Here is a 14,208-nt window from a genome sequence, read left to right as displayed (position 1 = left end):
AGGAGGTGTAGGATTTGCCGAAAGTTTCAGTGATTATGACGAGTTATAACAAAAGCGATTATGTGGCAAAGTCCATTTCAAGCATACTCTCACAAACTTTTTCTGATTTTGAATTTTTTATTATGGATGACAACTCAAATGAAAAGACGCTGAATGAAATCCGTCCCTTTTTGAATGATAACCGTGTGCATTTCTATCAAAGCGATGTATCTGGAGTGAAGGAAAGAACGGAAAAAACGAGATACGCGGCCCTGATCAACCAAGCGATTGAGATGGCAGAGGGTGAATATATCACCTATGCGACGGATGACAACATCTATATGCCGGATCGGCTGTTAAAGATGGTGCGTGAACTCGATGGTCACCCGGAAAAGGCTGTGATCTACTCAAGCTCGAAAACCTATCATTTAAACCAGAATCGAGACATTATAAAAGAAACTGTCAGGCCCGCCAGTCAAGTAACGTGGAACGCTCCGTGCGCAATTGACCATTGCTCGGTGATGCACAGGTATTCGGTGCTCGAGAAGGTAAAGGAGGCGTTTGGCTCTTATTGGGATGAAAGCCCGGCGTTTTACCGGATCGGTGATGCCCGGTTCTTTTGGAGAGTCAATCATTTTTATCCGTTTTACCCGCTGGCCGAGGAGCTTGATCTGAACTATATTACAGACCAATCCATTCATTTTCAGCTGTTTGAGTCAGAAAAAAACGAGTTCGTTCGGAATCTTCCTCCGCAGCGCAACTGCCGCGAACTGCGTGAATCATTAAAAAAGCTTGGAATGGGGTGAGAGTGTGTCGGCCTATTTAAGCAATTATTGGGTGCTGTACCGGAAGTATGCGGAGCTTTTTGACAGGCTTCGCTACAAGGAGATTCCGCTCGGGCTTATCAGTAATTTTTACCAATACATCAGCCCTGAGCTGAGAGTGATGATGGAAGAAGAACCGGAATTATTCGGACCTGCGGATCAGCATATCGATGAAGGTCAGATTCAGACGTTTTTTGAAGAGAAAAAACAGAGCATTGCCAAAACAAATGACGCGCCTGTTAAGGGAAAAGTGATCTTGCATTTTGATCACCTTCGTTTTGTAAACGAAAATTACTACCAATTTGATCCTGAGAAAACAGCTGTTTTGGCAAGATGGAGTATGCCAAATTATTGCGATTTGCCTGTGATCAGCAAGCCTGAAGTGGCTGCTTCATGTGAAAAAGGCGACCCGAAGCCATATCTTGAAAAGGCTTTTTCGATTCTTTCGGCTTATGACGACCACCCGGCATTCGGTGATCAAGCATTTCGTGAACGGCTTTTCAAGGATATTCCTTTGTTCATGGAAGCCATTGATACAGTAGATGCTTTATTCACGAAAGAGAACATTTCTGCCGTTGTTGTAGGAACGACAGAAGACATTTACAGCAGGGTGCTCGCTCTTATGTGCGAAAGGAGAGGGGCCGTGAGCATCTGCCTTCAGCATGGAGCGCTGATGGGTGATGAAGCTTTCTTGCCCGTTTTTACAACCTATCAGGCTGTTTTTGGCGCATATGAAGCTGGTTGGTATCAGCAAAAAGGCTGCAAACCAGAACAGATTCTCATAACGGGTCATCCCCGCTTTGACGACATTTTTAACAGGACACCTATGGACATGTCAGTATTTTATCGAAAGCTGGCCTTTCACCCGTCTAAAAAAATCGTTTTGATCGCGACACAGCCTTTCTCCGAGGAATTTTATTCAAGTGTGTTAGATGAGCTTTCCACGCAAAAACAGCTGCAAATCATCATTAAACCTCACCCATGGGAAATTGGAAAAAACAAGCTGGATCTGTATCATGCGGCGGCAAAAAAACATAAAGCATGCAGAGTCATCAAAAAAGAGCTGGATCTGTACGATATTCTGATGTATGCTGACGCCGCTGTGACACAAACCTCAACGGTGGGCCTTGAAGCCATGCTGTTTCAAAAGCCCGCACTGATCGGGAAATCCACCGGAAACCGCACGTATCCGTATTACGAGTCTCTTGGCGATTTTTTATTTGAAAAACCGGAGGAATTAGCGCGCACCCTGATTGAGGTTCTTCAAAATCCCGCCATGTATCAGAAGGCAGAAGCGGCGCGTCTGTCATTTACGGCTTCTAATTACCCGGTTACTGAGTCAACACTCGCCTTGTTTTCGGAACTGAAAGCAAAAACAGGGGTTGATTACAGGCGGGATCATTCTGAATAAAACGATAGGAGCGCAAAGAAATGGTGCAAAAGAGAAATCATTTTCTTCCTTATTCCTTGCCGCTGATCGGAAAGGAAGAAATTCAGGAGGTCACAGAAACGCTTGAATCCGGATGGCTTTCCAAAGGCCCGAAGGTTCAGCAGTTTGAAAAGGAGTTTGCCGCGTTTGTCGGAGCTAAGCACGCCGTGGCGCTGAATTCATGTACCGCTGCTTTATTTTTGGCTTTAAAAGCAAAAGGGGTCGGACCGGGTGATGAAGTCATCACCTCTCCACTGACGTTCAGCTCAACCGCCAATACGATTATTCATACCGGAGCAACGCCGGTGTTTGCGGATATAGATGAAAAGACGCTTAACATTGATCCGGAAAAGCTTGAGGCGGCGATCACACCGCGGACGAAAGCCGTTGTACCCGTCCACTTTGGCGGGCAGTCCTGTGACATGGACGCGATTTTAGCCATTGCTCAAACACACGGTCTATTTGTGCTCGAGGATGCGGCGCATGCAGTATACACCACTTATAAGCAGAGAATGATCGGCTCCATCGGGGATGCGACAGCATTCAGCTTCTACGCGACCAAAAACCTGGCGACAGGGGAAGGCGGCATGCTGACGACGGATGATGAGGAGCTTGCTGACAAAATCAGGGTTCTGAGCCTTCACGGCATGAGCAAAGGCGCGTGGAACCGTTATTCTTCAAATGGCAGCTGGTACTATGAGGTCGAGTCGCCCGGCTACAAAATGAACATGTTTGATCTGCAGGCGGCGCTCGGGCTTCATCAGCTGAAACGGCTGGATGACATGCAAAAACGGAGAGAAGAGATCGCGGGTCAGTATCAAGCTGCTTTTCAGCAAATCCCGGGGCTGATCACGCCGTTTGTTCATAACGAAGGACGGCACGCCTGGCATTTATATGTCCTGCAAGTTGATGAAAAAAAGGCTGGCGTCACTCGGGATGAAATAATTACGGCTCTAAAGGATGAATACAATATCGGGACCAGTGTTCATTTTATCCCAGTGCATATTCATCCGTATTATCAAAAGGAATTCGGGTTTAAGGAAACAGACTACCCGCTCGCCATGAAGTATTACAAACGCACCCTGTCACTCCCGCTGTATCCATCAATGTCTGACGAAGATGTCAACGATGTGATAGAGGCCGTGCGGGACATCGCAAAAGGGGCTGGTTAGGTGTATACGATAAAAGAGAATGTTTCCAAAGAGGCGATCATGGAATTTCTCCAAAGCAAACAGATGACACTTGACGGGTCGTATCAATTTTCGATCGGACTATTTGAAAACAGCCAGCTTCAAGGTGTGATGCTGTATGAAGACGCTCTTTGGGAAAGCAAAATGCTTCAGAAAAAAGTCATGAACGTAAAGCTTCTCGCGGCTAACAGCACAGGACAGCTAAAACAGCTATTTCAGGCCTTTTATTCTGTTCGGCAAACGGATGAAACGGATTTTGTGTTTGTGCGTGTACCGGCAGAGGATATCGGAGCAGTACATGTCATTCAGCAGCAGCCGTCCTCTTATTTTGTCGGCAGTTTGCTTAAACTGGCGAAGGCCCCGTCTATATATGAAAAAACGCCGCCATTTTTTGAACTGGTTCAGCCTGAGCCTGGAGACACCGAAGAGATTTGCCAGTTAGCCAGCAACGCATTTATGAAAAGCAGATATTTTCACGATCCTTATCTCAGCCGTGAGGCGGCGAACAAAATCTTTCAAGAGTGGACACGAAACAATCTGATGGGGAGAGCGGATATCAATATTGCCGCTAAATATAATGGGGAAATAATCGGCTACCTGCAAGGTTTATCAAAAGGTGATGAGTATGCGCTTGATTTGATGGCTGTGAAGCCGGGGTATGAAGGCAAGCGTATCGCGTTTCATTTATTGGCGAATCTCATAGAACAACCGGAGACGCTGAAGCATAAAACGGTAACAGCGGGGACGCAGCTTCATAATGTCAGAGCGATCCGCCTATATGAAAGAATGGGCTTCACCGCTGTTCAATCATATTACTATTATCACATTTGGCCGGGCAAGGAGGCGAAATAATGGCGGGTTTTCAGATTGCAAACAAAACTGTCGGCAAAGATGCTCCCGTTTTTATCATTGCCGAGGCAGGAATTAATCATGACGGAAAATTGGATCAGGCCTTTGCACTGATTGATGCCGCGGCGGAAGCGGGTGCAGATGCCGTGAAATTTCAAATGTTCCAGGCTGATAAGATGTATCAAAAGGATCCTGGATTATACAAAACGGCTGCGGGCAATGATGTATCAATTTTTTCTCTCGTTCAGTCCATGGAATTGCCCGCGGAGTGGATTAATCCGCTTTTGGACTACTGTCGCAAGAAACAGGTGATCTTTTTAAGCACGGTGTGTGATGAAGGATCAGCTGATCTGCTGCTTTCCACTTCTCCAAGTGCTTTTAAAATCGCATCCTATGAAATTAACCATCTCCCGCTGCTCAAGTACGTCGCCCGCATGAACAGGCCGATGATTTTTTCGACAGCCGGAGCGGAAATTGCTGATATTCATGAGGCTTGGCGCACCATCAGAGCAGAGGGCAACCACGAAATTGCCATTATGCATTGTGTGGCGAAATACCCAGCACCGCCTGAATACAGCAACCTCAGTGTGATCCCGATGCTTGCCGCCGCTTTTCCGGATGCGCTCATCGGTTTTTCGGATCATAGCGAGCACCCGACAGAAGCGCCATGTGCCGCGGTCCGGCTCGGCGCCAGACTGATAGAAAAGCATTTTACTATCGATAAAAACCTGCCGGGGGCTGATCATTCATTTGCATTAAATCCGGATGAATTAAAGGAAATGGTCAAGGCCATCAGGGAAACGGAAGCCGAACTGAAACAAGGCATCAGGAAGCCAGTTTCTGAAAAGCTGCTGGGCAGTTCATACAAAACAACAACTGCCATTGAGGGTGAAATCAGAACATTTGCATACAGGGGAATTTTCACAACGGCTCCGATTCAAAAAGGGGATGCCTTCAGCGAAGACAATATTGCCGTGCTCCGCCCCGGACAAAAGCCTCAGGGGCTGCACCCGAGATTTTTTGAGATATTGACCGGCGGTGTGCGTGCGGTAAGGGACATCCCGGCAGACACAGGCATTACATGGGAAGATATTTTAACGAAGGACAGCCCGTCCCATGGTTGACATACTTTTTATCGTGCAGGCGAGAATGGGATCGGAACGCCTTCCTGGAAAAGTACTGCGTCCGCTTGGCTCGGAGCATTTACTCGATATTCTCGTTCAGCGCGTACGGCAAAGCGCGTTCTATCAAAAGGAGCGCGATAATCTTGTCATCGCTACATCTGACAAAAAAGCCGACGATGTATTAGAGGCACACTGCATCAAGAACGGCATTCGCGTTTTCCGCGGCAGTGAGGAACGGGTTCTCGACAGATTTGCGCAAGTCATAAAGGCAGCGAAACCGGAAGTCGTCATCCGCTTAACGGGGGATAATCCGTTTGTCGATCCAGAGTTGCTCGATATGATGATTTCAGCTCATCTTGATCAAGGCGCGGATTATACGTATATCCTGAACACGCCGTTAGGCATTTGCAGTGAAGCGGTGAGCGCCAAGCTTTTGCTCGATATCAGCGGCATCAAAATGCTGGAGGATAAATACCAAGAGCATGTCACCTTGTATGTCCGGAAACATCCCCATCTTTACCGTTTGCAGTTTTTAGAGGCTCCGGAACAGCTCTGCGCTCCTCAATATCGGCTGACCGTCGATACGGAGGAAGACTATCAATTGGTCTCAGCCCTCTATCAAAAAGCAGGCGAGCGCCCTGATGTCTCGGCTGCAGAGTTAATCAGCCTGCTGAACCAGCACCCTGATCTGGCGGCGATGAACGGTATGACAAAGCAAAAAGAGGTTGAGTAGCATGCATATCGGGATATTCGCAGACGGCGGGTTCGAGAAAGGAATGGGGCACGCCGTTCGAATGAAAAGGCTTGCGGAAGAACTCAAACACCGCTGTTCCATTACGTTTTACACAAATGACGAGGCTGAACAATTTCTTCAAGAAGAGTACTGGCAGGTCATCGTAAAACCGGAGCTTCAGCAAAATGAATGTATTCTCCGGGAAATAAACGATAAAAAGCTCGATCTGCTTTTATTCGATATTCTTGGTGCACCTGTCGATGTATTAACAAAAATAAAAGCAGACACAGATGCCAAAATCGTTCTGTTCGAAGAAAAAAATGAGAAAGCGATAGGTCAAAGTGATGCGGTCATTAACGGAATTTACGGCGATGTCAGAAGCAAGGTTTACGATCAGGGAAACACCCGTGTCTATGAAGGCCCGGATTATCTTATTCTCCACCCTGCCTTTCAAGCCGCAAGAGCTGATTACGCACTTAAGGAAGACTGCCGCAATATCCTTGTTGCATTAGGAGGAAGCGATCCAAAGCAGCTTGTTTTTAAAGTGATAGCAGCGGCCGATCAGCTCCCGGACAGGAAAGAAAAGAAAATGATTTTTATCATGGGCAGCGCTTCACCGCATCAAGAGGCGGTCCGTAAATTGATTCAAAACAAACCCCAATACGCACTAATCGAGCAGACAAATGACATGGCTATGTTTATGAAGCAAGCAGATGCAGCCATTGTCGCCGGCGGCATCTCGCTTTATGAAGCGATCTGTATCGGCGTGCCGTGCCTCGTGCTTTCTCAGGTTGCCCATCAAACCGCAACCGCTGCAAAATTTGCGGAACATGGCGCCGCTCTTGATCTCGGCCTGGGAGAGAATGTATCCGTCGAAAAGCTTGCTTATCATATGTCACAAATATTCAGCAGCTATCCTCTCCGTCTTTCTCTGCACGAGGGAGGAAGGCCGCTCGTAGATGGAAAAGGAATGAAACGGGTATCAGCCATTCTTTATGATTTGCTTGATGATAAGATATAAAAATGCACGTAAGGAAGTGTTAATGTGAAAGGTGTCATTTTAGCCGGAGGAAACGGCTCACGCCTTATGCCCTTAACCAAAGCCGTCAACAAGCATTTGCTTCCTGTAGGCCCTTATCCGATGATTTACTGGTCGATAATGAAGCTTGAGGAAGCCGGAATTAAAGAGATTTTACTCATCAGCCAAAAAGAGCACATGCCGCAGTTTTATAAGCTGCTGGGAAGCGGGGAGGAGCTTGGCGTCTCCGTCACTTATCAAGTGCAGCCCGACGCATCGGGAATTTCAGATGGGTTATCATATGCAAAACGCTTTACCGGAAAGGAGCCTTTCATTTTATTATTAGGTGATAATATATTCGAAGATTCATTAAAGCCTTATACGGAGCGATTTCAACAGCAGGGAAAAGGGGCGAAAGTGCTTCTGAAAGAAGTGGATGATCCAGAACGTTTTGGGATTGCTGAGATTGATGAGAAAAACAAACACATTCGATCCATTATTGAAAAACCTGCACATCCGCCGACCAACCTTTGTGTAACCGGCATTTACATGTATGATGCAGAGGTGTTTTCGTATATTGAACAAATATCACCATCCAAGCGCGGCGAGCTGGAAATCACCGATGTAAATAATTTATACATTGAAAACAGCAAGCTTACGTATGATGTGTTATCGGGCTGGTGGGTCGATGCAGGAACACACGAATCTCTTTATCTCGCCTCCCGGCTGGTACATCAGGCTTTACAGAAAGGACAGGACGAATAGCTATGGCAAAATCATATTTCATTACAGGCGGGGCCGGATTCATAGGGCTCACATTTACAAAGCTCATGCTGAAGGAAACGGATGCGCGCATTACCGTTCTAGATAAATTAACGTATGCCAGCCACCCGCAGGAAATCGAAAAACTAAAGGGAAACAGCCGGTTTCGGTTTGTAAAAGGGGATATCAGCATTCAGGAGGATATCGACCGGGCGTTTGACGAGACCTATGACGCCGTGATTCATTTCGCCGCGGAATCGCATGTAGACAGAAGCATCTCCCAAGCGGAGCCGTTTATCACAACGAATGTCATGGGCACATATCGTCTGGCTGAGGCAGTCTTACAAGGAAAAGCCAAAAAGCTGATTCATATTTCAACAGACGAGGTGTACGGGGATTTAGAAGCGAATGATCCCGCATTTACGGAAACAACGCCGCTTTCTCCTAACAACCCTTATTCCGCGAGCAAAGCGAGCTCTGACCTTCTTGTTCTATCGTATGTGAAAACACACAAACTGCCGGCTATTATTACACGCTGCAGCAACAATTACGGACCATATCAGCATAGTGAAAAAATGATCCCAACGATTATCCGCCATGCAAAACAAGGCTTGCCGGTTCCGCTCTACGGCGACGGACTTCAGATCAGAGACTGGCTTTTTGCAGAGGACCATTGCCGCGCCATCAAGCTTATTTTAGAAAAAGGAACCGACGGTGAGGTGTATAATATCGGCGGCGGAAATGAACGCACCAATAAAGAGCTGGCGAGTTTCATCATGAAACATTTGGGCTGTGAGGAATTGTTTGCTCACGTCGAAGACCGAAAAGGGCATGACAGGCGCTACGCGATCAATGCGTCAAAGCTGAAAAATGAGCTTGGCTGGCGGCAGGAAGTGCCGTTTGAAGAAGGCATTGCGCGCACGATTCGCTGGTATACAGACAATGACCGATGAGAAGGTGATCCGATTGACAAAGGTATTGGTAACCGGTGCGGGCGGACAGCTTGGCTTGGAGCTGTGCCGCCAGCTGAAGCAAGCCGGATATGAGGTCATTGCGTTAACAAAGCAGATGATGAACATCGCCGATCAGCGTTCTGTACGGCATTCGTTCGGGCATTATCAGCCGGATATCGTGGTCAATACCGCCGCGTTTACCTCCGTCGACAAATGCGAGACGGAGCTGGATAAAGCATACTTGATCAACGGAGTTGGCGCTTATTACACAGCGCTGGAGTCATCCCGCATCGGAGCGCAATATGTTCATATCAGCACGGATTATGTATTTGACGGGAAGGGGACCCAGCCATACAGGGAAGACGGCCACCTTGACCCGAACACCATCTACGGTAAAAGTAAAAAACTCGGAGAAGAGCTGATCCAGTTAGCAAGAACCGACAGCACGATCATCAGAACATCGTGGGTGTATGGACAAAGCGGCAGCAATTTTGTTCATACGATGCTGAAGCTCGCGGAAACAAAACAAGAGCTGCGGGTTGTGAACGATCAAATCGGCTCGCCGACCTATACCAAGGATTTGGCGGAAGCGATCATCAAGCTATTCAGTCATCCGCCGGGTATCTACCATATCAGCAATTCAGGCATATGCAGCTGGTATGAGTTCGCAAAGGCCATTATGGAAGAAAGCGGGCTGAACACAACGATTACGCCCGTGACGACAGAGGAATACGGGAATTCGACACCCCGGCCGGCTTACTCTGTGCTGAGCCACCGGGCCATTGAAGAAGCCGGCATACGCCCGCGCCACTGGCGGGAAGCTTTACGGGAATTTTTGCAGGAAAGGAGCAGTGCGCGTGATTGAAGGAGTCAAGGTTAAGAAGCTGACAAAGCATTGTGATGACAGAGGTTTTTTTGCCGAACTGGTTCGCGATGATGAGAACCTTCTAGAGCATTTTGGGCAGGCGTCTTGGTCCAAAAGCTATCCGGGTGTGATTAAAGCGTTTCATTATCACGAGAAGCAGGACGATCTCTGGTTCTTCCCGACCGGCCACGCTCAGGTTGTCCTTTACGACCTGCGGGAGGATTCAGAAACAAAAGGAGAAACCGATGTCTATTATATGGGAGAAGACAACCCGATGCTGTTATTGATTCCAAAAGGCGTCGCTCACGGATACAGAGTGCTGGGCGAAACGCCGCTGACAATTATCTATTTTACGACAACCTCGTATAACCCTGCTCAGCCCGATGAAAAAAGAATCCCATGGAATGATGAGACAATCGGTTTTAACTGGAATACCGAATTTAAATAAATCATAGAGCAGTTATCCATCGAAGATCATGAGGCATCTTCGACTTTTTTTGTCCTGTTTTGATATCAGGACAAAAGACAGGGATAACAGCCGCATATTTTACTAGATACGGATCAGAAACAGTCTATTAGCATCTTGTGTATATAGGATGAATTTATTACATCATGCCAAGTGTTAATATTCGCAAAAAAACATTTACTTCCATGGAAAATGGTGATAGATTAACTTTTAAGAAAAAGAAATGGTAATTCGCGAGTTACGGTAAAACGCTTTTTCTGCAGAGGACGCTCTGGCCAAATTCCAACCGTGATTTGAGGAGGAAATGTCATGTTAAAAAGAACTTCATTCGTATCTTCATTTTTCATCAGTTCAGCTGTCCTGCTATCAATCTTGCTTCCTTCAGGCCAAGCGCATGCACAGTCTGCATCAATTGAGGCAAAAACCGTAAACAGTACAAAAGAATGGACGACTTCAGATATTGAAGTGACTTATAAACCAAACGCAGTGCTTTCTCTGGGAGCAGTCGAGTTTCAATTTCCTGACGGATTCCACGCGACAACAAGAGATTCTGTGAATGGAAGAACACTGAAAGAAACACAGATTTTAAACGATGGAAAAACGGTCAGGCTCCCGCTTACTCTTGATTTGTTAGGGGTGTCTGAATTCGATCTTGTCATGGTGCGCAAAACGCTTCCGCGTGCAGGCACATACACGATTAAAGGCGATGTGGTAAACGGTCTGGGAATCGGCAGTTTTTATGCTGAAACGCAGCTGGTTATCGACCCTCGTTAATATCAATAGAAATGATCAGGGGCTGGTGTGATATCAGCCTCTTTTTTTGTATGGTTAAAAAACTGGTACGAATCTTGCATGTAGATAAGGGTGAACCCAATCAAGAAAGGAATTGATCGATTACAGTTTTTTAAAAGCGCTTACATTTTTCTGAAGATAAAAATATGATGAGGTGAAAAAACATGTCAGAAAAACAAATCACAAAGGATGGAGAAAAAGAAGCTCTCAATTTATTTCTGTCTACGCAAGCGATCATAAAGGAAGCCCTGCGGAAATTGGGCTATCCGAGCGAAATGTATGAATTAATGAAAGAGCCGATGAGAATGCTCACTGTACGAATTCCGGTGAAAATGGATAACGGCAGTGTGAAAGTGTTTACAGGCTATCGTTCACAGCACAATGACGCGGTCGGCCCGACAAAAGGGGGCGTGCGTTTTCATCCCGAGGTGAATGAAGAGGAAGTAAAGGCGTTATCGATTTGGATGACGCTCAAATGCGGGATCACGAATTTGCCGTACGGCGGCGGAAAGGGCGGCATTATTTGTGATCCGCGGACGATGTCGTTTGGAGAGTTGGAACGGCTGAGCCGGGGGTATGTCCGCGCCATCAGCCAGTTAGTCGGCCCGACAAAGGATATTCCCGCGCCCGATGTATACACCAATTCGCAAATTATGGCGTGGATGATGGACGAATACAGCCGGCTTCGGGAATTCGATTCCCCGGGTTTTATCACAGGAAAACCGCTCGTTTTAGGCGGCTCACAGGGCCGGGAAACAGCAACCGCTCAAGGCGTAACCATTTGTATAGAAGAAGCGGTTAAGAAAAAAGGAATCAAGCTGCAAAACGCGCGCATCATCATACAGGGCTTTGGGAACGCCGGCAGTTTTCTGGCTAAATTTATGCATGATGCCGGCGCCAAGGTTATCGGGATTTCGGATGCCCACGGCGGGCTGTACAACCCGGATGGCCTCGATATTCCTTATTTGCTCGATAAGCGGGACAGTTTCGGAATGGTCACCAATTTATTTACAGATGTCATCACAAATGAAGAGCTGCTCGAACAAGAATGCGATATTTTAGTGCCGGCGGCTATTTCAAATCAAATCACAGCCAAAAACGCCCATAACATTAAGGCCTCAATTGTGGTCGAAGCGGCTAACGGGCCGACGACAATCGACGCGACAAAGATTTTGAATGAAAAAGGCGTACTCCTGGTGCCGGATATACTGGCGAGTGCAGGCGGCGTAACGGTTTCTTACTTTGAATGGGTTCAAAACAACCAAGGATATTATTGGGCAGAAGAAGAGGTTGCTGAAAAGCTGCGAAACGTGATGGTCAATTCATTTGAAACGATTTATCAGACCGCGGCCGCACACAAAGTCGATATGCGCTTGGCGGCTTACATGACGGGCATCAGAAAATCTGCAGAGGCGTCTCAATTCCGCGGATGGGTTTAGGGGGGATAATCCCCCTTTCTCCTGCAAAATCATTTTGCATTTTTGTTTGCATATGGCATGAAAATCGCAAAATGATTTTGCGCGTTATATTTATAAAAGGAAAAATGTTTAGATTTCTGACAAAGTTCTCTGTGATTCTACAAGTTTTTTTGTGAAAAGACGAAATATTGGTACGAATCTTGCTTTTATATTCGTATGAAGACATATTACATAACGAGGGGGATTACATATGACCGTTTCATATGCGCACGAACCATTCACTAATTTTAAGGAAGCAAAGAATAAAACAGCCTTTCAAGAATCACTGGCCTTTGTAAATACTCAGCTCGGCAAGCATTATCCGCTTGTCATTAATGGAGAAAAGATCGAAACGGATCGTAAAATTGTTTCGATTAATCCGGCCAATAAGGAAGAAGTGATCGGCTGCGCCTCAACGGCTAATCAAGAGCTTGCTGAAAAAGCGATGCAATCGGCGTTACAGGCATTTGAATCGTGGAAAAAACAAAGACCGGAGCACCGCGCGAATATCCTTTTTAAAGCTGCGGCTATTTTGCGCAGAAGAAAGCATGAATTTTCAAGCTATCTTGTAAAGGAAGCGGGAAAACCGTGGAAGGAAGCAGATGCTGACACAGCGGAAGCAATAGACTTTTTAGAATACTACGCGCGCCAAATCTTAAAGCTGAAGAACGGAGCTCCGGTAAAGAGCCGGGCAGGCGAGTACAATCAATATCATTATGAAGCGCTTGGCGTCGGCATTGTCATTTCGCCATTTAATTTCCCGCTCGCCATTATGGCAGGGACTGCTGCGGCTGCGATTGTTACGGGGAATACGATCTTGCTGAAGCCGGCAGATGCTGCGCCAGTAGTGGCTGCTAAATTTGTCGAGGTGATGGAGGAAGCGGGTTTGCCAAACGGCGTTCTCAATTACATTCCGGGAGACGGAGCGGAAATTGGTGATTTCTTAGTAGAACACCCTAAAACAAGATTTGTATCATTTACAGGCTCCCGTGCGGTCGGCTGCCGGATTTACGAGCGTGCCGCAAAAGTGCAGCCGGGCCAAAAATGGCTGAAACGCGTGATTGCTGAAATGGGCGGGAAAGACACAGTGCTTGTCGACAAAGATGCCGATTTGGATCTTGCTGCCTCTTCTATCGTTTACTCCGCATTCGGGTACTCAGGGCAAAAATGTTCAGCGGGTTCCCGTGCAGTGATTCATCAGGATGTCTATGATGAAGTCGTAGAAAAAGCAGTTGCGCTGACCAAAACGCTGACAGTCGGAAGTCCGGAAGATCCTGATACGTATATGGGGCCTGTGATTCATGAAGCTTCCTACAATAAAGTCATGAGCTACATTGAAATCGGCAAGTCTGAAGGCAAGCTTTTGGCCGGCGGAGAAGGCGATGATTCAAAAGGCTACTTTATTCAGCCGACGATCTTTGCAGATGTTGATGAACATGCGCGTCTCATGCAGGAAGAAATCTTCGGGCCGGTTGCTGCCATCTGCAAAGCGCGTGATTTCGACCATATGCTTGAGATTGCAAATAACACAGAATACGGACTGACAGGCGCTCTGCTGACGAAAAACCGTGCGCACATTGAACGGGCTCGCGAGGATTTTCATGTCGGAAACTTATACTTTAACAGAGGCTGTACCGGAGCTATTGTCGGCTATCAGCCATTCGGCGGGTTTAATATGTCCGGAACAGACTCAAAAGCAGGAGGTCCGGATTATTTAATTCTTCATATGCAGGCGAAAACAACGTCCGAAGCGTATTAATTGAGAAA

Annotated in this window: 14 protein-coding genes; all 14 read left to right on the top strand. The window is 46.8% G+C overall.

The window, feature by feature from the left end; genetic code table 11:
• The first annotated feature begins 14 nt into the window (after positions 1-14).
• The 14 genes from spsA (at position 15) to pruA (ending at position 14,200) form a co-directional block, all read left to right on the top strand.
• Positions 15-785, top strand: coding sequence for a spore coat dTDP-glycosyltransferase SpsA (spsA, locus tag LNN34_RS19510; RefSeq protein WP_229044253.1), 771 nt, complete (start codon positions 15-17; stop codon positions 783-785).
• A 4-nt stretch (positions 786-789) separates the two neighbouring features.
• Positions 790-2,214 carry a CDP-glycerol glycerophosphotransferase family protein gene (locus LNN34_RS19505; protein ID WP_229044250.1) on the top strand — a complete coding sequence of 475 codons (1,425 nt, stop codon included), beginning with the start codon at positions 790-792 and terminating at the stop codon, positions 2,212-2,214.
• Between the two features lie 20 nt (positions 2,215-2,234).
• Positions 2,235-3,404, top strand: a complete 1,170-nt coding sequence (locus LNN34_RS19500; RefSeq protein WP_229044248.1) for a DegT/DnrJ/EryC1/StrS family aminotransferase — start codon at positions 2,235-2,237, stop codon at positions 3,402-3,404.
• On the top strand, positions 3,405-4,274 hold the full coding sequence (locus LNN34_RS19495; RefSeq protein ID WP_044159887.1) for a GNAT family N-acetyltransferase: 870 nt from the start codon (positions 3,405-3,407) through the stop codon (positions 4,272-4,274).
• Positions 4,274-5,395 (top strand): N-acetylneuraminate synthase family protein, encoded by a 1,122-nt coding sequence (locus tag LNN34_RS19490; protein ID WP_229044246.1) that lies wholly within the window; start codon positions 4,274-4,276, stop codon positions 5,393-5,395. Before LNN34_RS19495 ends, LNN34_RS19490 begins: the two co-directional genes overlap by 1 nt.
• Entirely contained in the window at positions 5,388-6,128 is a 741-nt protein-coding gene (locus LNN34_RS19485) for a cytidylyltransferase domain-containing protein (RefSeq protein ID WP_229044245.1), read from the top strand. The genes LNN34_RS19490 and LNN34_RS19485 overlap by 8 nt, the downstream gene beginning before the upstream one ends.
• Position 6,129: 1 nt before the next feature.
• The gene (locus LNN34_RS19480) at positions 6,130-7,149 is read left to right on the top strand and encodes a PseG/SpsG family protein (protein ID WP_229044244.1); all 1,020 of its coding nucleotides are present in this window, start codon (positions 6,130-6,132) and stop codon (positions 7,147-7,149) included.
• A 24-nt stretch (positions 7,150-7,173) separates the two neighbouring features.
• Positions 7,174-7,911, top strand: a complete 738-nt coding sequence (locus tag LNN34_RS19475) for a sugar phosphate nucleotidyltransferase (RefSeq protein ID WP_044159879.1) — start codon at positions 7,174-7,176, stop codon at positions 7,909-7,911.
• A gap of 2 nt (positions 7,912-7,913) precedes the next feature.
• The gene (gene rfbB, locus LNN34_RS19470) at positions 7,914-8,861 is read left to right on the top strand and encodes a dTDP-glucose 4,6-dehydratase (RefSeq protein ID WP_229044242.1); all 948 of its coding nucleotides are present in this window, start codon (positions 7,914-7,916) and stop codon (positions 8,859-8,861) included.
• A 13-nt stretch (positions 8,862-8,874) separates the two neighbouring features.
• Positions 8,875-9,726: a dTDP-4-dehydrorhamnose reductase gene (rfbD, locus tag LNN34_RS19465; RefSeq protein WP_229044483.1), complete on the top strand. Its 852-nt coding sequence runs from the start codon at positions 8,875-8,877 to the stop codon at positions 9,724-9,726.
• The gene (locus LNN34_RS19460) at positions 9,719-10,174 is read left to right on the top strand and encodes a dTDP-4-dehydrorhamnose 3,5-epimerase family protein (protein ID WP_229044240.1); all 456 of its coding nucleotides are present in this window, start codon (positions 9,719-9,721) and stop codon (positions 10,172-10,174) included. The genes rfbD and LNN34_RS19460 overlap by 8 nt, the downstream gene beginning before the upstream one ends.
• A gap of 327 nt (positions 10,175-10,501) precedes the next feature.
• On the top strand, positions 10,502-10,966 hold the full coding sequence (gene bslB, locus LNN34_RS19455; protein ID WP_059335176.1) for a biofilm surface layer hydrophobin BslB: 465 nt from the start codon (positions 10,502-10,504) through the stop codon (positions 10,964-10,966).
• Between the two features lie 182 nt (positions 10,967-11,148).
• The gene (rocG, locus tag LNN34_RS19450) at positions 11,149-12,423 is read left to right on the top strand and encodes a Glu/Leu/Phe/Val family dehydrogenase (protein ID WP_229044238.1); all 1,275 of its coding nucleotides are present in this window, start codon (positions 11,149-11,151) and stop codon (positions 12,421-12,423) included.
• Between the two features lie 229 nt (positions 12,424-12,652).
• On the top strand, positions 12,653-14,200 hold the full coding sequence (gene pruA / locus LNN34_RS19445) for an L-glutamate gamma-semialdehyde dehydrogenase (RefSeq protein ID WP_059335175.1): 1,548 nt from the start codon (positions 12,653-12,655) through the stop codon (positions 14,198-14,200).
• The last annotated feature ends 8 nt before the right edge of the window (positions 14,201-14,208 follow it).

Source organism: Bacillus sp. AF23, from assembly GCF_020861455.1.
Taxonomy (GTDB): Bacteria; Bacillota; Bacilli; order Bacillales; family Bacillaceae; genus Bacillus; species Bacillus halotolerans.
Note: the sequence above shows the minus strand (reverse complement) of the source record. Positions and strands in the feature narration are given on the sequence as shown.

Bases quoted from the DNA above. Each gene is read 5' to 3' on its own strand.
- rocG (WP_229044238.1), top strand. From the start codon at position 11,149: ATGTCAGAAAAACAAATCACAAAGGATGGAGAAAAAGAAGCTCTCAAT.
- LNN34_RS19485 (WP_229044245.1), top strand. From the start codon at position 5,388: ATGGTTGACATACTTTTTATCGTGCAGGCGAGAATGGGATCGGAACGC.
- LNN34_RS19500 (WP_229044248.1), top strand. From the start codon at position 2,235: ATGGTGCAAAAGAGAAATCATTTTCTTCCTTATTCCTTGCCGCTGATC.
- bslB (WP_059335176.1), top strand. From the start codon at position 10,502: ATGTTAAAAAGAACTTCATTCGTATCTTCATTTTTCATCAGTTCAGCT.
- LNN34_RS19480 (WP_229044244.1), top strand. From the start codon at position 6,130: ATGCATATCGGGATATTCGCAGACGGCGGGTTCGAGAAAGGAATGGGG.
- rfbB (WP_229044242.1), top strand. From the start codon at position 7,914: ATGGCAAAATCATATTTCATTACAGGCGGGGCCGGATTCATAGGGCTC.
- pruA (WP_059335175.1), top strand. From the start codon at position 12,653: ATGACCGTTTCATATGCGCACGAACCATTCACTAATTTTAAGGAAGCA.
- LNN34_RS19490 (WP_229044246.1), top strand. From the start codon at position 4,274: ATGGCGGGTTTTCAGATTGCAAACAAAACTGTCGGCAAAGATGCTCCC.